Source organism: Shimia sp. MIT1388 (genome assembly GCF_047124445.1).
GTDB lineage: Bacteria > Pseudomonadota > Alphaproteobacteria > Rhodobacterales > Rhodobacteraceae > Shimia.
The window spans coordinates 4277760-4295937 of sequence record NZ_CP138921.1; the positions used below are offsets into that span (position 1 = coordinate 4277760).

General features: G+C 58.0%; 22 protein-coding genes. All 22 read left to right on the top strand.

Annotation, left to right across the window (positions count from 1 at the left end; genetic code table 11):
• Position 1: 1 nt before the first annotated feature.
• The 22 genes from SIB92_RS20870 (at position 2) to SIB92_RS20975 (ending at position 18170) form a co-directional block, all read left to right on the top strand.
• On the top strand, positions 2–856 hold the full coding sequence (locus SIB92_RS20870) for a hydroxymethylglutaryl-CoA lyase (protein ID WP_412553816.1): 855 nt from the start codon (positions 2–4) through the stop codon (positions 854–856).
• Complete coding sequence (locus SIB92_RS20875; RefSeq protein WP_412553817.1) at positions 856–1380, top strand: AAA family ATPase; 525 nt, start codon at positions 856–858, stop codon at positions 1378–1380. The genes SIB92_RS20870 and SIB92_RS20875 overlap by 1 nt, the downstream gene beginning before the upstream one ends.
• Positions 1373–2155: a crotonase/enoyl-CoA hydratase family protein gene (locus SIB92_RS20880; RefSeq protein ID WP_412553818.1), complete on the top strand. Its 783-nt coding sequence runs from the start codon at positions 1373–1375 to the stop codon at positions 2153–2155. Before SIB92_RS20875 ends, SIB92_RS20880 begins: the two co-directional genes overlap by 8 nt.
• Before the next feature lie 400 nt (positions 2156–2555).
• The gene (locus SIB92_RS20885) at positions 2556–2921 is read left to right on the top strand and encodes an NADH-quinone oxidoreductase subunit A (RefSeq protein WP_295175240.1); all 366 of its coding nucleotides are present in this window, start codon (positions 2556–2558) and stop codon (positions 2919–2921) included.
• Entirely contained in the window at positions 2912–3445 is a 534-nt protein-coding gene (locus SIB92_RS20890; RefSeq protein ID WP_164644800.1) for a NuoB/complex I 20 kDa subunit family protein, read from the top strand. Before SIB92_RS20885 ends, SIB92_RS20890 begins: the two co-directional genes overlap by 10 nt.
• Positions 3442–4047, top strand: a complete 606-nt coding sequence (locus tag SIB92_RS20895) for an NADH-quinone oxidoreductase subunit C (protein ID WP_295175237.1) — start codon at positions 3442–3444, stop codon at positions 4045–4047. The genes SIB92_RS20890 and SIB92_RS20895 overlap by 4 nt, the downstream gene beginning before the upstream one ends.
• Positions 4047–5270, top strand: a complete 1224-nt coding sequence (locus tag SIB92_RS20900) for an NADH-quinone oxidoreductase subunit D (protein ID WP_412555882.1) — start codon at positions 4047–4049, stop codon at positions 5268–5270. Before SIB92_RS20895 ends, SIB92_RS20900 begins: the two co-directional genes overlap by 1 nt.
• Positions 5267–5539 carry a hypothetical protein gene (locus SIB92_RS20905; protein ID WP_412553819.1) on the top strand — a complete coding sequence of 91 codons (273 nt, stop codon included), beginning with the start codon at positions 5267–5269 and terminating at the stop codon, positions 5537–5539. The genes SIB92_RS20900 and SIB92_RS20905 overlap by 4 nt, the downstream gene beginning before the upstream one ends.
• The gene (locus SIB92_RS20910; RefSeq protein ID WP_412553820.1) at positions 5539–6693 is read left to right on the top strand and encodes an NADH-quinone oxidoreductase subunit E; all 1155 of its coding nucleotides are present in this window, start codon (positions 5539–5541) and stop codon (positions 6691–6693) included. Before SIB92_RS20905 ends, SIB92_RS20910 begins: the two co-directional genes overlap by 1 nt.
• A gap of 3 nt (positions 6694–6696) precedes the next feature.
• The gene (locus tag SIB92_RS20915; RefSeq protein ID WP_295175231.1) at positions 6697–6924 is read left to right on the top strand and encodes a DUF5337 domain-containing protein; all 228 of its coding nucleotides are present in this window, start codon (positions 6697–6699) and stop codon (positions 6922–6924) included.
• Between the two features lie 4 nt (positions 6925–6928).
• On the top strand, positions 6929–8227 hold the full coding sequence (gene nuoF / locus SIB92_RS20920) for an NADH-quinone oxidoreductase subunit NuoF (protein WP_412553821.1): 1299 nt from the start codon (positions 6929–6931) through the stop codon (positions 8225–8227).
• A 9-nt stretch (positions 8228–8236) separates the two neighbouring features.
• Complete coding sequence (locus tag SIB92_RS20925; protein ID WP_412553822.1) at positions 8237–8620, top strand: hypothetical protein; 384 nt, start codon at positions 8237–8239, stop codon at positions 8618–8620.
• A gap of 103 nt (positions 8621–8723) precedes the next feature.
• Positions 8724–9128, top strand: coding sequence for a DUF5333 domain-containing protein (locus SIB92_RS20930; protein ID WP_412553823.1), 405 nt, complete (start codon positions 8724–8726; stop codon positions 9126–9128).
• A gap of 3 nt (positions 9129–9131) precedes the next feature.
• Entirely contained in the window at positions 9132–11144 is a 2013-nt protein-coding gene (gene nuoG / locus SIB92_RS20935; protein ID WP_412553824.1) for an NADH-quinone oxidoreductase subunit NuoG, read from the top strand.
• A 9-nt stretch (positions 11145–11153) separates the two neighbouring features.
• Positions 11154–11570 (top strand): hypothetical protein, encoded by a 417-nt coding sequence (locus SIB92_RS20940; RefSeq protein ID WP_412553825.1) that lies wholly within the window; start codon positions 11154–11156, stop codon positions 11568–11570.
• A gap of 6 nt (positions 11571–11576) precedes the next feature.
• Entirely contained in the window at positions 11577–12617 is a 1041-nt protein-coding gene (gene nuoH / locus SIB92_RS20945) for an NADH-quinone oxidoreductase subunit NuoH (protein ID WP_412553826.1), read from the top strand.
• Position 12618: 1 nt separating this feature from the next.
• Entirely contained in the window at positions 12619–13113 is a 495-nt protein-coding gene (gene nuoI / locus SIB92_RS20950) for an NADH-quinone oxidoreductase subunit NuoI (protein WP_294117382.1), read from the top strand.
• A gap of 17 nt (positions 13114–13130) precedes the next feature.
• Positions 13131–13538 (top strand): carboxymuconolactone decarboxylase family protein, encoded by a 408-nt coding sequence (locus SIB92_RS20955; protein ID WP_294117384.1) that lies wholly within the window; start codon positions 13131–13133, stop codon positions 13536–13538.
• Positions 13535–14143, top strand: coding sequence for an NADH-quinone oxidoreductase subunit J (locus SIB92_RS20960; RefSeq protein ID WP_412553827.1), 609 nt, complete (start codon positions 13535–13537; stop codon positions 14141–14143). The genes SIB92_RS20955 and SIB92_RS20960 overlap by 4 nt, the downstream gene beginning before the upstream one ends.
• A 38-nt stretch (positions 14144–14181) precedes the next feature.
• Positions 14182–14487, top strand: coding sequence for an NADH-quinone oxidoreductase subunit NuoK (gene nuoK, locus SIB92_RS20965; protein WP_295175215.1), 306 nt, complete (start codon positions 14182–14184; stop codon positions 14485–14487).
• A 6-nt stretch (positions 14488–14493) separates the two neighbouring features.
• Positions 14494–16626, top strand: coding sequence for an NADH-quinone oxidoreductase subunit L (gene nuoL, locus SIB92_RS20970; protein WP_412553828.1), 2133 nt, complete (start codon positions 14494–14496; stop codon positions 16624–16626).
• Positions 16626–18170 carry an NADH-quinone oxidoreductase subunit M gene (locus SIB92_RS20975; protein ID WP_412553829.1) on the top strand — a complete coding sequence of 515 codons (1545 nt, stop codon included), beginning with the start codon at positions 16626–16628 and terminating at the stop codon, positions 18168–18170. Before nuoL ends, SIB92_RS20975 begins: the two co-directional genes overlap by 1 nt.
• Positions 18171–18178 lie beyond the last annotated feature (8 nt).

The window sequence follows — 18178 nt, forward strand, 5'->3', positions numbered from 1 at the left end:
CATGTCCAATACCATTGAAATTTTCGAGATGGGCCCGCGGGATGGCCTGCAAAACGAAAAACGCCAAATCCCGACCGCTGAGAAAATTGCACTGGTGGATTGCCTGTCGAAGGCGGGGTTCAGGCGTATCGAGGTGGCCAGCTTTGTCAGCCCCAAATGGGTGCCGCAAATGGCGGACTCGGCGGATGTCCTTGCAGGGATCACCCGTGCGGAAGGCGTCAGTTATGCAGCCCTCACGCCAAACATGCGCGGTTTTGACGGTGCAGTTGCGGCCAGAGCCGATGAGATTGCGATCTTTGGCTCTGCCTCCGAAGGCTTTTCGAAAGCCAATATCAACGCCACCATAGCAGAGAGTCTGGACCGTTTTGCGCCAGTGGTGGCGGCGGCCAAAGACATTGGCCTGCCGGTGCGCGGCTATGTGAGCTGCGTCACTGATTGCCCGTATGATGGCGCTACACCACCAGAGAAGGTCTCGGAGGTCGCGAAACACTTGCTTGACGCAGGCTGTTATGAGATCAGCCTAGGGGACACCATTGGGCAAGGTACACCGGAGAGCATCTCTGCGATGTTGCAAGCTGTTTTGGAGGTGGTACCTGCGGACAAGCTGGCTGGGCATTATCACGACACAGCGGGGCGCGCCTTGGCGAACATCGAGGCGTCTCTGGATCTTGGCGTGCGGGTGTTTGACGCCGCCGTAGGCGGCCTTGGCGGTTGCCCTTATGCGCCGGGGGCAAAAGGCAACGTAGCCACGGAAGCCGTGGATGCCCGTCTCAAGGCGCTGGGCTATGAGACCGGGCTTGATACAGCCGTTCTGACGCAAGCTGCAGAGATGGCGCGGGCCATGCGCGCTCACTAATGGCGGTTCTGGTGTGTCTGTCAGGGCTTCCCGGTGTTGGCAAAAGCACCATTGCCAGGGCGCTGGCGGAACAAACCGGTGCCTTGCACTTGCGCCTGGACGAGATGGAGGTCGCCATGCGGCAGTCTCACATGAAATGTGATGATCTCGCGGATGGCGGCTATGCCGCCGCACAGGCGGTGACGCGGTCCGCATTGGCGCAAGGGTTTGATGTCATCGCCGATTGTGTCAATCCCATTCAATTGACGCGCTTCGCCTGGCAGCAAGCCTCGCAAGGCCATCCCCACATCGACGTCATGCTGAGCTGCAGTGACGTGGCGTTGCACCGTCATCGCATAGAAAACCGCGAAAATGACATAGACGGACATTGTTTGCCCACATGGCAGGCGGTTCAAGCCCGAAGGTTTGATCCTTTTCCTCAAGCGGACATAGAACTGGACACAAGCCAACTGACGGTCGCGGAAGCTGTGCAACGCCTGCGCGCGGCGACGTCGGCGGCAAACAAGGAGATAAGCCATGTTTGAAACCCTCGTTATCACCACCGATGAACGCGGCGTTGCCACGCTCACTCTGAACCGTCCGGAAAAGCACAACGCGATGTCCGGTACCATGATCGTGGAGCTAAAACAGGCCGCAGAGGCGCTGGGCGCCGATGACGCTGTGCGCGTTGTTGTGTTGACCGGCGCCGGCAAAAGTTTCTGCGCGGGCGGCGATCTTGGCTGGATGCAGGCGCAAATGGCGGCTGATCCGGACACGCGCTTTGTGGAGGCGCGCAAGCTGGCCGAGGCACTCCAGGCGCTCAATACCCTGCCCAAACCGCTCATCGGTCGCTTGCAGGGCAATGCCTTTGGCGGCGGCGTTGGCATGGCCAGCGTGTGCGATGTGGCCATTGGGGTGGACAGTCTGACCATGGGGTTGACCGAAACCAAGCTGGGTTTGATCCCGGCCACCATCGGCCCGTACGTTCTGTCACGCATGGGCGAGGCCATGGCGCGACGGGTCTTTATGTCCGCCCGCCTGTTCAAGGCGCCGGAAGCGGTCACCTTGGGGCTCTTGGCGAAAGCAGTGCCCGCAGAGGAGTTGGACGCTGCGGTGGAAGCGGAAGTCACGCCCTATTTGGCCTGCGCGCCACAGGCCGTGGCCCGTGCCAAGGCATTAGCCCGGACACTGGGGCCAAGGATTGATGACGATGTGATCGACCACACCATTGGCGAGCTAGTTGCCTGTTGGGAAGGGCAAGAGGCCAAAGACGGCATCGGCGCCTTCTTTGCCAAGCAAAAGCCATCTTGGGCGTCCTGACCTGGATGCAGGCCCTGTGAAGGCGTGTTTGCGCCTTCGCAGCATTAACCTCTAAATAACCGATAGATCACGATTTTTGCGATTGGCAGCTGTTGCCAGGCCATTTGTCGTGCGCAGGCCTGTTCCCTAGTGATTTTCTAGGATTTTGAGGAGGAGCGGAATCAAAGGGTCAATTTGTCCTGTTTCAAGTGGTGGGCGGGAAAAAATGACACCGGCTTAATGCCGCACGTAGTTGTGAAAACAGTTTAAGTTGCTGAATTTAAGTCGGAAACACCAATGTCACGTCTTGCTCAAAACTTGCGCTAAATGTTGACCCCGCCATAGGGCAGGGGTAAACCCCGCAAGGAGTCTATACAGCCATCTGACTGCACCGTGCTGGCGTGCATGAAAGGAGCTACCCTTGGAAGAGATGCTTCGGGAATATTTTCCCATCCTCATCTTCGCTGCCGTTGCCATCGGTCTCGGTCTTGTTTTCATCCTCGCAGCCGTTGTCTTGGCCGTACGCAAGCCAGATCCTGAAAAGGTCTCCGCGTATGAATGTGGTTTCAACGCCTTTGATGACGCGCGTATGAAATTTGACGTTCGGTTCTACCTCGTGTCGATCCTTTTCATCATTTTCGATCTGGAAATTGCCTTCCTGTTCCCATGGGCCGTTGCCTTCAAGGACGTTTCGATGGTCGGTTTCTGGTCCATGATGGTGTTCCTCGCCGTACTTACCATTGGCTTTGCCTATGAATGGAAGAAGGGAGCTCTGGAATGGGAGTGATGACGGGCGCAAACACCGCCGGTGTGGACAAAGAAGTTGTCACCCAGGCGTTGAATTCCGAGCTGCAGGACAAAGGCTTCCTGCTGACCAATGCTGAAGACCTGATCAATTGGGGCCGCACCGGCTCTTTGCACTGGATGACCTTTGGTCTGGCCTGCTGTGCGGTTGAGATGATGCACACCTCCATGCCGCGCTACGACGCTGAGCGGTTTGGCATTGCCCCACGCGCCTCCCCACGTCAGTCCGATGTGATGATTGTGGCTGGCACGCTGACTAACAAGATGGCACCGGCGCTGCGCAAGGTCTATGACCAGATGCCAGAGCCGCGCTATGTGATCTCCATGGGCTCCTGCGCCAATGGCGGCGGCTACTACCACTACAGCTATTCGGTTGTGCGCGGCTGTGACCGCATCGTGCCGGTAGATATCTACGTACCCGGCTGCCCACCTACCGCAGAGGCGCTGCTTTACGGCCTGTTGCAGCTGCAACGCAAAATCCGCCGCACGGGGACCATTGAACGATGACCGAAGCCCTGAAAGAACTTGGCGCCCACATCGAACTCAAGCGCCCGGATTGTGTGCTGGGCTGGGACGTGGCCTTCGATGAGCTGACCATCAACGTCACGCCCGCCAATATCGCCCCGTTTGTGGAGTTCCTCCGCAACGATCCAACCTGCCGCTTCTCCACCCTCGTGGACGTGACCGCCGTGGACTATCCCGAGCGGTCCAAGCGCTTTGACGTCGTTTATCACTTCCTGAGCATGTATCAGAACCAGCGCGTGCGTTTGCGCGTATCTGTGCGTGAGGACGAAATGGTGCCTTCCATTGTGCCAGTGCACCCTTCGGCCAACTGGTTTGAGCGTGAAGTCTTCGACATGTTCGGCATCATCTTCTCCGACCACCCGGACCTACGCCGCCTGCTGACGGACTACGGTTTCCGCGGCCACCCGCTGCGCAAAGACTTCCCGACCACCGGCTATACCGAAGTCCGGTACGACGAAGTACAAAAACGCGTGGTCTATGAGCCTGTGCAGCTGACACAAGACTACCGCCAGTTTGATTTCATGTCCCCGTGGGAAGGTGCCAACTACATCCTGCCCGGTGACGAGAAAGGGGACGCGAAATGATGGACGGCTCCAAATTTGACGACGGCAGCGTCGATGCGCTGAGCGGCGAACAGCAGATCCGCAACTTCAACATCAACTTCGGTCCCCAGCACCCTGCGGCCCACGGCGTGCTGCGTCTGGTGCTCGAGCTGGACGGTGAGATCGTCGAACGCTGCGACCCGCACGTTGGCCTGCTGCACCGTGGCACCGAAAAGTTGATGGAAAGCCGCACCTACCTGCAAAATCTGCCGTATCTCGACCGCCTCGATTACGTGGCGCCGATGAACCAGGAACATGCATGGTGCTTGGCGATTGAGAAGCTGACCGGCACCGAAGTGCCGCGCCGCGCACAGCTCATTCGTGTGCTGTTCTGCGAAATCGGACGCGTTCTGAACCACCTGATGAACATCACTACACAGGCGATGGACGTTGGCGCGCTGACCCCGCCACTGTGGGGCTTTGAAGAGCGCGAGAAGCTGATGGTGTTTTATGAGCGTGCCTGTGGCGCGCGCCTGCACGCCAACTACTTCCGCCCCGGCGGGGTACACCAGGATCTGCCGGATCAGCTGGTGGACGACATCGAAGAATGGGCCATCGAATTCCCGGAAGTGATCGACGACATTGACGGCTTGCTGACTGAAAACCGCGTTTTCAAACAGCGTAATGTCGACATCGGCGTGGTGAACGAAGAAGAAGTGCTGCAGTTCGGTATGTCTGGCGTGATGGCGCGCTCGGCTGGCCTCGCATGGGACCTGCGTCGGGCGCAGCCATACGAGTGCTACGACGAGTTCGAGTTCCAGATCCCGGTTGGCAAAAACGGCGACTGCTATGACCGTTACCTGATGCGAATGGAAGAAATGCGCCAGTCGGTGTCGATCATGCGTCAGGCAATTGTGAAACTGCGCGAAGCCACTGGTGATGTGTTGTCTCGCGGCAAGTTGACCCCGCCCAAACGTGGCGACATGAAAACCTCGATGGAAAGCCTGATCCACCACTTCAAGCTTTACACCGAAGGCTTCCACGTCCCGGCTGGCGAAGTCTATGCCGCTGTTGAGGCGCCCAAAGGCGAGTTTGGCGTCTACATGGTGGCCGATGGAACCAACAAGCCATACCGCGCCAAACTGCGTGCGCCGGGCTATCTGCATCTGCAGGCCATGGATCACATCGCCACAGGCCACCAGCTCGCTGACGTGGCCGCCATCATCGGCACCATGGACATCGTGTTCGGGGAGATCGACCGGTGAGAAAGATTGCACTGACTGCCGCTGTTTTGCTGGCCGCACCCGCGTGGGCGGCGGACGAAGCGCCTGTGTCCCAAGAAATGCTCGATTTGATCATTTCGGTGGGCGAGGCCAACGACTGCTTGATCACCCGTGATCTGGCCAAGGCCGAACTGCTGCCAGCAGGCTTCACCGGGCGCAGTTTTGAAAAATCGCTGCGCTATTTGGAAAAACAAGGGCAGGGTGACATCGACTCTGGCACCTTCAAACTCAATACGGAGGCCTGCAAATAATGCTGCGCCGTTTGTATCACGAACAGCCGGAAAGCTTTGCTTTCACCGAGGCGAACCAGACCTGGGCCGAGGCTCAGATCACGAAATATCCAGAAGGCCGTCAGGCTTCCGCTGTGATCCCACTGTTGTGGCGCGCACAGGAGCAGGAAGGCTGGCTGTCCAAGCCCGCGATCGAAGCTGTCGCCGACATGCTCGACATGGCTTACATTCGCGTGCTGGAAGTGGCGTCTTTCTACTTCATGTTCCAATTGCAGCCAGTGGGTTCTGTTGCCCACATCCAGATTTGCGGCACCACTTCCTGCATGATCTGTGGTGCCGAAGATCTGATCGCGGTCTGCAAAGAGAAAATCGCCAACAAGCCCCATCAGTTGAGCGCGGACGGCAAGTTCTCTTGGGAAGAGGTCGAATGCCTTGGGGCCTGCACCAACGCGCCCATGGCGCAAATTGGCAAGGACTACTACGAGGATCTGACCGCAGACGGCTTCGCCAAGATGCTGGACGAGATGGCCGCAGGCAATGTGCCCACGCCGGGTCCGCAAAATGGCCGCTACGCCTCTGAGCCGCTTTCTGGCCTCACCAGCCTGACTGAATACGACAGCGGCAAGACGCAGTACAACGCGTCTGCGCAACTTGCGACGGACATCGGCGACACAATCAAGCGTATTGATGGCACCGAAGTGCCCATACTGACGCCTTGGATCGGCAAAGACGGTGTGGTTGCAGGCCGCGCCGCCGAAGGTCAGCCACCAAAGCTCGCGCCCACGCCGAAACCCGCTGTGAAGCAGGCGGAAGAGGCAAAGAAAGCTGAGAAGCCCAAAGCGAAAAAGGCTGAGACCGCAGAGACCAAGGCTGAAAAGCCAAAGGCAAAGAAGCCTGCTGCCAAGAAAGCCCCCGCCGCAGGCGGCGCCGACGATCTGAAACAGCTGAAGGGCGTTGGCCCGGCGTTGGAGAAGAAGTTGCACGACAATGGCGTGACAACCTTTGCCCAGATCGCGGCTTGGAACGCAGAAGATATTGCCGACATGGATGACAAACTGTCGTTCAAGGGCCGTATCGAGCGCGATGGCTGGGTGGATCAGGCCAAGCTTCTCGCCGCTGGCGAAGAAACCGAGTTCTCCAAGAAAGTCGCCAAAGGCGACGTCTACGAGGACTAATCTATGCAGGCCAACAACCAGACACCGGACACTGCCAAGCAAGGCCGCACTGCGGCACTTGTGATTGCGGGCACAGGTCTGTTCTGGATTGCGGCCATTTTGATCGGTGACTGGCTGGCGCTGCCGCAACGGACGCGCGCTCTTCTCGATCTGATAGCCTTGGCGGGCTTTGTGTTCGCCTTTGTGCTGATTTTTAGAATTTGGCGCGCGCGTCAGGCAGATAAAGGGTAACGGGATGCTCAAAGATCAAGACCGTATCTTTACCAACCTCTACGGCATGCATGACCGTACATTGGCCGGCGCCAAGGCGCGCGGTCATTGGGATGGCACCGCCAAGCTGATCCAGCAGGGGCGGGATGCGATCATCGACACCATGAAGGCCTCCGGCCTGCGTGGGCGCGGCGGCGCGGGTTTCCCAACTGGTCTGAAGTGGTCCTTCATGCCGAAGGAAAGCGATGGTCGTCCGGCCTATCTTGTGATCAACGCCGATGAATCCGAACCGGGCACCTGTAAAGACCGCGAGATCATGCGCCACGATCCGCACACGCTGATCGAAGGGGCGTTGATTGCCTCTTTCGCGATGAACGCACACACCTGCTACATCTACATCCGTGGTGAATACATCCGTGAGCGCGAAGCACTACAGGCCGCGATTGACGAAGCCTATGATGCAGGTCTGCTTGGCAAAAACGCTGCCGGCTCCGGCTGGGACTTCGACCTCTTCCTGCACCACGGTGCAGGCGCTTATATCTGCGGCGAAGAAACCGCGCTGTTGGAAAGCCTTGAAGGCAAAAAAGGCATGCCCCGTATGAAGCCACCGTTCCCGGCGGGTGCTGGCCTTTATGGTTGCCCAACCACCGTGAACAACGTGGAATCGATTGCTGTTGTGCCGACGATCCTGCGCCGTGGTGGCGAGTGGTTTGCGGGCTTTGGACGTCCAAACAACGCGGGTACCAAGCTGTTTGGCATTTCTGGTCATGTGAACAACCCATGCGTTGTTGAAGAGGAGATGTCGATCTCCTTCGAAGAGCTGATCGAAAAACACTGCGGTGGCATCCGTGGCGGTTGGGACAACCTTCTTGCGGTGATCCCGGGCGGCTCTTCCGTGCCCTGTGTGCGTGGTGAAAACATGCGTGATGCGATCATGGACTTTGACTACTTACGCAATGATCTGGGTTCTGGCCTTGGCACCGCAGCGGTCATCGTCATGGACAAACAGACCGACATCATCAAAGCAATCTGGCGGTTGTCCAAGTTCTACAAACACGAGAGCTGTGGTCAGTGTACCCCGTGTCGCGAAGGCACTGGCTGGATGATGCGTGTCATGGACCGTCTGGTGCGTGGTGAAGCCGAGATCGAAGAGATCGACATGCTGTGGGATGTGACCAAGCAGGTCGAAGGCCACACAATCTGTGCTTTGGGTGACGCGGCTGCGTGGCCAATCCAGGGTCTGATCCGCAATTTCCGTGAGGAAATTGAAGACCGCATCAAAGCCAACAAAACCGGGCGCATGGGCGCCTTTGCAGCGGAGTAAGACCTAAGAATGCTCAAGACGACGTTCATTAGCCAGCGGAAGACGCCAGCCATCATTGTCGGGATGCTTATTGCAGCCACGGCACTATCAGGCTGTAGCGGCAACTGGCGTGCGAGCTTTAAAAGCAAGCGTGAACGCATCGCCTTTGAGGGCTTTGAGTACAAAGCCAAAGCCAATCAGGTCTCCAAAGAAGAGCGCGACCACTTTGAGGTGATTGTCTCCCGTGCCAACCAAAGCCTGGACGGCGCGCGTCAGGCTGGTGGCTATGAAGCGGTGAAATACTGCATCAAGGAATACGGCACATCAAAAATGGACTGGGTGATTGGCCCGGAAACAGAAACCATCATCCCGGTGGATGATAAAATCAGGCTCGAAGGATACTGCCGCCCGTGATCGGTTATCCGACATATCCTGGCTGTTATTGCCTATCACAGGGGCTTTTGCCTCTGTCCTCCTTGGCAAAGGGTGTCTTTGCCGTTGCTAAAGGAGTGAGCAAATGATCCGTCTGACCTCTGTTTTTGTGGCCGCAACTCTTGTGTTGAGCAGCGCTGCTGTCGCCAAGCCGCCTCTGCGTGAGGTGAAGGAAATCAACGATCCGTTGTATTGGGCGTTGGTGGCTTACGAACTCAGCGAACACTGCGACACTCTTGAGCCCCGCAAGCTCAAAGGCGCTGCAGATGGCTGGGGGCTTGTGCGCAAGGCGCGCAAACTTGGCTACACCGACGATGAAATCAAAGCATTCATCAAATCGGACGAAGAGAAAGCGCGCATGCGCGCACGCGGCGAGGCTTTTTTGAAGCACAAAGGCGTCTCTTTGGACAATCAGGAATCTGTCTGCGCGCTGGGACGCGCGGAAATCGAACGAAACAGCGCGATCGGCGTGTATTTGAGGGCGAAATAAGCGATGTCTGACCTCCGCAAGATCATCATCGACGAGACCGAAGTCGAGGTAGAGGGCGCAATGACCCTGATCCAGGCCTGCGAAGAAGCCGGCGTGGAAATCCCGCGGTTCTGCTACCACGAGCGTCTCTCGATTGCCGGCAACTGCCGCATGTGTCTTGTCGAGGTTGTGGGTGGTCCGCCCAAGCCAGCCGCGTCTTGTGCCATGCAGGTACGGGATCTGCGCCCCGGCCCGGAAGGCCAGCCACCGGTGGTGAAAACCAACTCACCGATGGTGAAAAAGGCGCGGGAAGGTGTGATGGAATTCATGCTGATCAACCACCCGCTGGATTGCCCGATCTGCGATCAGGGCGGCGAGTGTGATCTTCAGGATCAGGCCATGGCCTATGGCATCAGCGAAAACCGGTTCAAGGAAGGTAAGCGGGCGGTAGACGATCTGGATCTCGGACCACTGGTGTCCACCACTATGACCCGCTGCATTTCGTGCACCCGTTGCGTGCGCTTCACCACCGAGGTGGCCGGCATCACCCAGATGGGCCAGACCGGCCGTGGCGAAGATGCGGAAATTACCAGCTATCTGAACCAGACTTTGGACAGCAACCTGCAGGGCAACATCATCGACCTGTGCCCGGTTGGCGCGTTGACTTCTAAGCCGTACAGCTTCACCGCGCGCCCATGGGAACTGACCAAAACCGAGACCATCGACGTGATGGACGCGCTCGGCTCCAACATCCGTGTGGACACCAAAGGCCGTGAAGTGATGCGCATCTTGCCGCGCAACCACGATGGCGTGAACGAAGAATGGATTTCCGACAAAACCCGCTTTGTTTGGGACGGCCTGCGTCGTCAGCGTCTGGATCAGCCTTACGTGCGCGTGGACGGCAAATTGAAGCCAGCGACATGGGGTGAGGCTTTGTCCGCCGCCGCCGAAGCGATGAAAGGCAAAAATGTTGCTGCACTGGTCGGGGATCTGGCCCCAGTTGAAGCCGTCTTTGCGCTGAAGCAATTGGTCGAGGGCCTCGAAGGTTCCATTGAGTGTCGCACCAACGGCGCGCCATTGCCTGCGGACAACCGCTCGGCTTATGTCGGCAACGCCTCCATCGAAGACATCGACAACGCCAAAGAAATCTACCTGATCGGCACCAACCCACGCGATGAGGCGCCTGTGCTGAACGCGCGTATCCGCAAGGCGTGGTCCAAAGGCGCAAATGTGACCGTGATTGGTCAAGCCGACATGGATCTGACATATGACCATGCGGTTGCTGGCGCTGGCCGTGAAACTCTGGCGGACCTTGTCGCCACAGCCACGCCAAAGGACGATGTGGTTGTCATTGTTGGTCAAAGCGCGCTTGGCGAAGGCGATGCCGTGGCAGTGCTCAGCGAGTGTATGGCGGCGACCGAGAAGCTTGGCGGCAAGATGCTGGTTCTGCACACTGCCGCGTCCCGCGTGGGCGCATTGGATGTGGGCGCGGTGACCGATGGCGGCATGACCAAGGCGCTTGAGGGCGCGGAAGTGGTCTTCAACCTCGGTGCAGACGAAGTTGAAATCGCGGAAGGCCCGGTTGTGATCTATCAAGGTAGCCACGGCGATCGCGGTGCCCACCGTGCAGATGTAATCCTGCCGGCGGCGGCCTACACTGAAGAAAACGGCCTGTTTGTGAACACCGAAGGCCGCCCGCAACTGTCCATGCGCGCCGGTTTTGCACCGGGCCAGGCCAAAGAAAACTGGGCGATCCTGCGGGCCCTGAGCGCCGAACTCGGTGCGCCATTGGCCTACGATAGCCTCGCACAGCTGCGTCAGGCGCTGGTGGCTGCCGTACCGCACCTGAAACAGATCGATCAAGTCGTGGAAAACGAATGGCAGCCGATTGCGCCAATCGAGCTGAAAAATGGCCGCTTCTCGGCGACCATTTCCGATTTCTACCTGACCAACCCAATCGCGCGCGCCAGCACGCTGATGGCAGAACTCTCTGCCGCAGCCAAAGAACGCACCAACGCCAAAATCGCTGCGGAATAAACCAATCGAATGACCTTTACGCGCCCTCATATCCTGCTTGCTTCGGCCGCTGTGGCCGGGCTGTCGGCCTGCTCTCCGCAGCCCGGCGCGGATGTGATGCGTGAGGATGTGGCTTTTGAGCCGAAGTACGCAGGCGTGGACACCCGCTTGCTGGAAGGCGACTTGGTGAATTTCCACGTCGCCATGACCGGCGCGCGGGACGAAAAAGACGTTCATGCCTATGCGGAATGCGCGGCGGCTCAATACGCGCTCATTCGTGGCTTTGGCTTTGCTCGGCATGTGCGCACAACAACAGACAATCAGGGCGACCTGTGGTCCGGAGATGCGGTTTACACCATCTCCGCCGCGCTGCCCCGTGGTCTCAAGACAATCGACGCCGAAGTCATTGTCGCGAACTGCGAAGACAACGGAATACCTACGGTGTGAGGACCCATGACTGAATTCTTTACCACCACATACCTCGGCATCACTCTCCTGACATTGGGACAGGTGCTGGCGGTTGTCGTGCCTCTCTTGGTGGCACTGGCATTCCTGCTTTACGCCGACCGGAAGGTCTGGGCGGCGGTGCAGCTGCGTCGCGGTCCAAACGTTGTGGGCGCCTTTGGCCTGCTGCAAAGTTTTGCCGACTTCATCAAATATGCGGTGAAAGAAATTGTCTATCCGGCAGGCTCGGACAAAGTGGTCTTCCTGCTCGCCCCAATGATCAGCCTGGTCATGGCGCTGATCGCTTGGGCGGTGATCCCGTTTAATGACGGCTGGGTGGTCTCTGACATCAACGTCGCGATCCTCTATGTGATGGCGGTGAGCTCGCTGGAGGTTTACGGCGTGATCATGGGCGGTTGGGCGTCCAACTCCAAATATCCGTTCCTCGGCTCCCTGCGCTCCGCCGCGCAGATGATTTCTTACGAAGTGTCTCTAGGTCTGATCATCATCGGTGTGATCATCACTACCGGTTCGATGAACTTTGGCGACATCGTAAACGCTCAAGATGGCAACTATGGCATCTTCAGCTGGTACTGGCTGCCGCACTTCCCAATGATGTTCCTCTTCCTGATCTCAGCCATGGCGGAAACCAACCGCCCACCGTTTGACCTTCCAGAAGCGGAATCCGAACTCGTTGCGGGCTATCAGGTGGAATACTCCTCCACCCCGTTCCTGTTGTTCATGATCGGTGAATACGTGGCCATTGTGCTGATGTGTGCGCTGGTGTCGCTGTTGTTCCTCGGCGGTTGGCTCTCCCCGATTCCGGGTCTGCCAGACGGTATCCTGTGGATGCTGCTGAAGATCTGCTTCGTGTTCTTCATCTTCTCGATGGTGAAAGCCATCTCCCCACGCTACCGCTACGATCAGCTGATGCGCATTGGTTGGAAAGTCTTCCTGCCGCTGTCCCTTGCTTGGGTTGTTCTGGTGGCGTTCCTCGCAAAATTCGAACTCTTCGGCGGTGCCTATGCCCGCTGGGCCATCGGAGGCTGATATGACGGCAATCGACTACAAACGCGCCGCCGGCTACTTCCTGCTGAAGGACTTCTTGGGCGGTTTCAAACTGGGCATGAAGTACTTCTTCAAGCCCAAGGCCACCGTGAACTACCCACACGAAAAAGGCCCGCTGTCCCCACGCTTCCGTGGGGAACACGCCCTGCGTCGCTACCCCAACGGCGAAGAGCGCTGCATCGCCTGTAAGCTGTGCGAAGCGATCTGTCCGGCCCAGGCGATCACCATTGACGCGGAACCACGCGAAGATGGCTCCCGCCGCACCACGCGCTACGACATCGACATGACCAAATGCATCTACTGCGGTTTCTGCCAGGAAGCCTGCCCGGTGGATGCGATTGTCGAAGGCCCGAACTTCGAATTTGCTACCGAGACCCGCGAAGAGCTGTTTTACGACAAAGAAAAGCTGCTTGAAAACGGCGCCCGTTGGGAAGCCGAAATCGCGCGTAACCTCGAAATCGACGCGCCGTACCGCTGATCAAGGAACCCAGGACCATGAGCGACAGCAAAAACCCATATGAGGCGATGTTCGCCCAGTATCAGGAGATGGCGAAAGCCTTCAATCCTGCGCTGGAAAGCTTCACGCCCAAAGGGTTTGAAGCGCTCTGGCCCACCATGCCCAAAGACGTCATGGAGATGTTTTTTGGCAATACGATGAACAAAGGCGGCTTGGATGCCAAAACCCGCCTGCTGCTGACACTGGGCGCGCTCACCATGCTGGGCGCACAAGGCGATGCACAAATCCGGCTCACCCTCCGCCATCTGGTGGAAGTAGGAGCCACAAAACAGGAAATCGTGGAGACCATCGGCCAGATGTCGATGTTCGCCGGTATTCCCGCCACCACCCGCGCCATGGAACTGGTGCAAGAGGTTCTGGCGGAACAAGAGGGAAGTGACACATGACCATCGCGGCATATGCGTTTTGGCTGTTTTCGATCTGCGTGATCACCGGTGGTTTTTTCACCGTGATCAGCCGCAACCCGGTGCACTCCGTGCTCTGGCTCATTCTGGCGTTTTTGAGCTCCGCCGGGCTCTTTGTGCTGCTGGGCGCAGAGTTCGTGGCGATGCTTTTGATCATCGTCTACGTGGGCGCGGTTGCCGTGCTCTTCCTCTTTGTGGTGATGATGCTGGATGTGGATTTTGCCGAGCTTAAAGCAGGCATGGCGCAATATCTGCCGCTGTCCTTGCTGATTGGCGCCATCCTCTTGATGCAACTTGGCATGGTGTTTGGCCCTTGGGAGTTCTCCGACACGGCACAAAGCCTGCGCGCAGCCCCAACACCAACCGACACCCACAACACCGCGGCATTGGGTCTGATCCTTTACGATCAGTACTTCCTGCTGTTCCAACTGTCCGGCTTGATCCTGCTGGTCGCAATGATTGGCGCAATTGTGCTGACCCTGCGCCACCGCAAGGACGTGAAGCGCCAGAATGTCCTGGAGCAGATGTGGCGTGACCCAGCCGACGCGATGGAATTGAAAGACGTAAAACCGGGGCAGGGGCTCTAAGCCCTCCGGAAGAGATAAAAAGAACCGAGGGACCAAATATGATTGGTTTGGAACACTACCTAGGCGTGGCGGCAACGCTTTTCGTCATCGGCATTTTCGGCCTCTTCCTGAACCGGAAGAACATCATCATCCTGTTGATGTCGATCGAACTCATCCTGCTGTCTGTGAACATCAACCTGGTGGCCTTTTCGTCCTACCTCGGTGACCTCACCGGCCAGGTCTTTGCGCTTTTCGTGATGACCGTGGCCGCCGCAGAAGCCGCCATAGGCCTGGCGATCCTGGTCTCCTTCTTCCGGAACCGTGGCACCATCGCGGTCGAAGACGTCAACGTGATGAAAGGCTAAGCGATCATGGAAACGTTCATTCTCTTCGGGCCGCTTGTCGGTGCCCTGATCGCTGGCTTCGGATGGCGTGTGATTGGCGAAAAAGCCGCGCAATACGTTGCCACCGCGATCCTGTTCTGGGCCTGCTTCCTGAGCTGGATTGTCTTCCTTGGCCTTGACGCCGAGCAAGTCAAACAGATCCACGTTCTGGACTTCATCCAATCCGGCCACCTCGACACCGCATGGTCGATCCGCGTGGATCGCCTGACCGCGATCATGCTGATCGTTGTGACCTCAGTCTCCGCCCTCGTGCACCTCTACTCCATGGGCTATATGGCGCATGACGAGAACTGGGGCGAAGGCGAGCACTACAAGGCGCGCTTCTTTGCGTACCTGTCTTTCTTTACCTTCACTATGTTGATGCTGGTGACCGCCGACAACCTGCTGCAGATGTTCTTTGGCTGGGAAGGCGTGGGTGTCGCGTCCTACTTGCTGATCGGGTTTTACTACAAAAAACCATCCGCCAACGCCGCCGCGATCAAAGCCTTTGTTGTGAACCGCGTCGGTGACTTTGGCTTCTTGCTGGGTATCTTCGGCATCTACATGCTGACCGACAGCATCAAGTTTGACGACATCTTTGCCGCCGCGCCAGCGCTGGCCGAGATGGAACTGCACTTCCTGTGGCGCGACTGGAACGCCGCCAATCTGCTGGCCTTCCTGCTGTTCATAGGTGCGATGGGTAAATCGGCACAACTCTTCCTGCACACCTGGTTGCCGGACGCGATGGAAGGCCCGACTCCTGTGTCCGCGCTGATCCACGCCGCCACCATGGTGACCGCAGGTGTGTTCCTTGTGTCCCGCATGTCGCCGCTGATCGAATACGCTGGTGACACCAAAGCGTTCATCGTTTTCCTCGGCGCCTCAACCGCCTTTGTGGCGGCCACCATCGGCCTCGTGCAAAACGACATCAAACGCGTGATCGCCTACTCGACCATGTCTCAGCTGGGCTACATGTTTGTGGCAGCGGGCGTTGGCGTCTACTCGGCGGCCATGTTCCACCTCTTTACTCACGCCTTCTTCAAAGCGATGCTTTTCTTGGGCGCGGGCTCGGTCATCCACGCGATGCACCACGAGCAGGATATGCGCAACTACGGCGGCCTGCGCAAAAAGATCCCCTACACTTATTGGGCGATGATGATCGGCACGCTGGCCATCACCGGTGTTGGCATTCCGCTGACCCACATCGGTTTCGCTGGCTTCCTGTCCAAAGATGCGATCATCGAAAGCGCTTGGGCCGGCACCGCAGGCGGCTATGGCTTTTGGATGCTGGTTGTCGCAGCCATGCTCACCAGCTTCTACAGCTGGCGCCTGATCTTCCTGACCTTCTACGGCGAGCCGCGCGGCAACAAGCACACCCACGACCACGCGCATGAAAGTCCGATGGTCATGCTGATCCCGCTTGGTGTTCTGTCCTTGGGCGCGATCTTTGCCGGGATGATCTGGTTTGGCTCCTTCTTTGGCGACCACGACACTGTGAACAAGTTCTATGGCGTGCCTGCCCACCATGCGGAAAGCAGCGAGGGCAATGGCGAAGACGCAAGCCATGGTGACGACCATGCTAAAGACGAAGCGCATGGCGACGATCATGCGGCATCTCACGGTGATGCGGACCACGCAGCGGCCAAAGCCGCGCATCACGGCGAAGCACCAAAAGGCGCGATCTTCACCCATCCGGACAACCACGTGATGGACGACGCGCACCACGCCCCGAAATGGGTCAAAGTCAGCCCCTTCATCGCAATGGTTATCGGTCTGGTCTTTGCACTGTGGTTCTACATCTGGAACCCATCCATGCCTGCGCGCATGGCAGAGGCGCAGCGCCCACTGTACCTGTTCCTGCTCAACAAATGGTACTTCGACGAGGCCTATGACTTCCTGTTCGTACGCCCTGCCAAAGCCATTGGCCGTTTCTTCTGGAAACGTGGGGACGGGGACGTGATTGACGGTTCCATCAACAATGTTGCCATGGGCTTTGTGCCTTGGGTCACCCGCCTCGCGGGCCGCGCCCAGACCGGCTACGTCTTTACCTATGCACTTGCCATGGTGATCGGCATCGTTGCCCTCATCACCCTGATGACGCTCAGCGGAGGAGCGCACTAATGAACGACAGCTTGCTCTCTCTGGTCACGTTTATCCCGACCTTTGCAGCTCTGATCCTTCTGGTCTTTCTGCGCGGCGAGGATGAAATGGCTCAGCGCAACGCCAAACGCGTTGCCCTGACTGCGACCGTAATCACCTTCCTGGTGTCCCTCTTTGTGCTCGCCGGATTTGATCCAAGCGACACAGGCTTCCAGTTTGTCGAAGAACGCGACTGGCTGATGGGACTGAAGTATAAAATGGGTGTGGACGGCATCTCGGTGCTGTTTGTGATGCTCACCACCTTCATCATGCCGCTTGTGATTTGGGCGTCTTGGGACGTGAAGGTGCGGGTGAAGGAATACATGATCGCCTTCCTGCTTCTGGAAACGCTGATGCTCGGCGTGTTCATGGCGCTGGATCTTGTGCTCTTCTACCTGTTCTTCGAAGCAGGCCTGATCCCCATGTTCCTGATCATCGGGATCTGGGGCGGTGCCAACCGCATCTACGCCTCCTTCAAGTTCTTCCTCTACACCTTCCTTGGCTCCGTGCTGATGCTGGTAGCGATGATCGCGATGTTTGTCGATGCGGGCACAACCGACATCCCAACGCTGATGACCCACCAGTTTGCCTCTGGCACGATGAATGTCATGGGCATCACCGTGATTGGCGGCATGCAGACCCTGATGTTCCTGGCTTTCTTCGCCTCCTTCGCGGTGAAAATGCCAATGTGGCCGGTACACACCTGGTTGCCTGACGCCCACGTTCAGGCGCCAACGGCCGGCTCCGTGGTTCTGGCGGCAATTCTGTTGAAAATGGGCGGTTACGGCTTCCTGCGTTTCAGTCTGCCGATGTTCCCAATCGGTGCAGAGGTTCTGACGCCGCTGGTGATGTGGATGTCTGCCATCGCGATTGTCTACACCTCGCTGGTGGCGCTGGTGCAGGAAGACATGAAAAAGCTGATCGCCTATTCTTCGGTGGCGCACATGGGCTATGTGACCATGGGCATCTTCGCTGCTAACCAACAAGGCATCGACGGCGCGATCTTCCAGATGATCAGCCACGGCTTTATCTCTGGCGCGCTCTTCCTCTGTGTCGGCGTGATCTATGACCGCATGCACACCCGCGAGATCGACGCCTACGGTGGTCTTGTGAACCGCATGCCAGCTTACGCGCTGATCTTCATGTTCTTCACCATGGCCAATGTTGGCCTGCCAGGTACTTCTGGCTTTGTCGGCGAATTCCTAACCCTGATGGGCGTGTTCCAGGTCAACACCTGGGTGGCTCTGATTGCCACCTCCGGCGTGATCCTGTCGGCGGCCTATGCGCTGTGGCTCTACCGCCGCGTGGTGATGGGCGATCTAATCAAGGAAAGCCTGAAGACCATCAGCGACATGACAAGCCGCGAAAAGATGATCTTTGCACCGCTTGTGGCCATGACGCTGATCCTGGGTGTTTACCCGTCCCTGGTCACCGACATCATCGGTCCCTCCGTCGAGAACCTGATTTCCAACTATGACACCGCACTGGCTCAAGGCGCTTCCGCCAGCCAGACGGCATCGCACTAAGGAGCGCT

Excerpts from the sequence above, each read along its gene's own strand:
- SIB92_RS20895 (WP_295175237.1), top strand. The coding sequence starts at position 3,442 with ATGACCGAAGCCCTGAAAGAACTTGGCGCCCACATCGAACTCAAGCGC.
- SIB92_RS20900 (WP_412555882.1), top strand. The coding sequence starts at position 4,047 with ATGGACGGCTCCAAATTTGACGACGGCAGCGTCGATGCGCTGAGCGGC.
- SIB92_RS20955 (WP_294117384.1), top strand. The coding sequence starts at position 13,131 with ATGAGCGACAGCAAAAACCCATATGAGGCGATGTTCGCCCAGTATCAG.
- SIB92_RS20890 (WP_164644800.1), top strand. The coding sequence starts at position 2,912 with ATGGGAGTGATGACGGGCGCAAACACCGCCGGTGTGGACAAAGAAGTT.
- SIB92_RS20910 (WP_412553820.1), top strand. The coding sequence starts at position 5,539 with ATGCTGCGCCGTTTGTATCACGAACAGCCGGAAAGCTTTGCTTTCACC.
- SIB92_RS20940 (WP_412553825.1), top strand. The coding sequence starts at position 11,154 with ATGACCTTTACGCGCCCTCATATCCTGCTTGCTTCGGCCGCTGTGGCC.
- SIB92_RS20925 (WP_412553822.1), top strand. The coding sequence starts at position 8,237 with ATGCTCAAGACGACGTTCATTAGCCAGCGGAAGACGCCAGCCATCATT.
- nuoK (WP_295175215.1), top strand. The coding sequence starts at position 14,182 with ATGATTGGTTTGGAACACTACCTAGGCGTGGCGGCAACGCTTTTCGTC.
- SIB92_RS20870 (WP_412553816.1), top strand. The coding sequence starts at position 2 with ATGTCCAATACCATTGAAATTTTCGAGATGGGCCCGCGGGATGGCCTG.
- SIB92_RS20915 (WP_295175231.1), top strand. The coding sequence starts at position 6,697 with ATGCAGGCCAACAACCAGACACCGGACACTGCCAAGCAAGGCCGCACT.
- nuoI (WP_294117382.1), top strand. The coding sequence starts at position 12,619 with ATGACGGCAATCGACTACAAACGCGCCGCCGGCTACTTCCTGCTGAAG.
- nuoL (WP_412553828.1), top strand. The coding sequence starts at position 14,494 with ATGGAAACGTTCATTCTCTTCGGGCCGCTTGTCGGTGCCCTGATCGCT.
- SIB92_RS20880 (WP_412553818.1), top strand. The coding sequence starts at position 1,373 with ATGTTTGAAACCCTCGTTATCACCACCGATGAACGCGGCGTTGCCACG.
- SIB92_RS20975 (WP_412553829.1), top strand. The coding sequence starts at position 16,626 with ATGAACGACAGCTTGCTCTCTCTGGTCACGTTTATCCCGACCTTTGCA.
- SIB92_RS20875 (WP_412553817.1), top strand. The coding sequence starts at position 856 with ATGGCGGTTCTGGTGTGTCTGTCAGGGCTTCCCGGTGTTGGCAAAAGC.
- nuoG (WP_412553824.1), top strand. The coding sequence starts at position 9,132 with ATGTCTGACCTCCGCAAGATCATCATCGACGAGACCGAAGTCGAGGTA.
- nuoF (WP_412553821.1), top strand. The coding sequence starts at position 6,929 with ATGCTCAAAGATCAAGACCGTATCTTTACCAACCTCTACGGCATGCAT.
- nuoH (WP_412553826.1), top strand. The coding sequence starts at position 11,577 with ATGACTGAATTCTTTACCACCACATACCTCGGCATCACTCTCCTGACA.
- SIB92_RS20930 (WP_412553823.1), top strand. The coding sequence starts at position 8,724 with ATGATCCGTCTGACCTCTGTTTTTGTGGCCGCAACTCTTGTGTTGAGC.
- SIB92_RS20960 (WP_412553827.1), top strand. The coding sequence starts at position 13,535 with ATGACCATCGCGGCATATGCGTTTTGGCTGTTTTCGATCTGCGTGATC.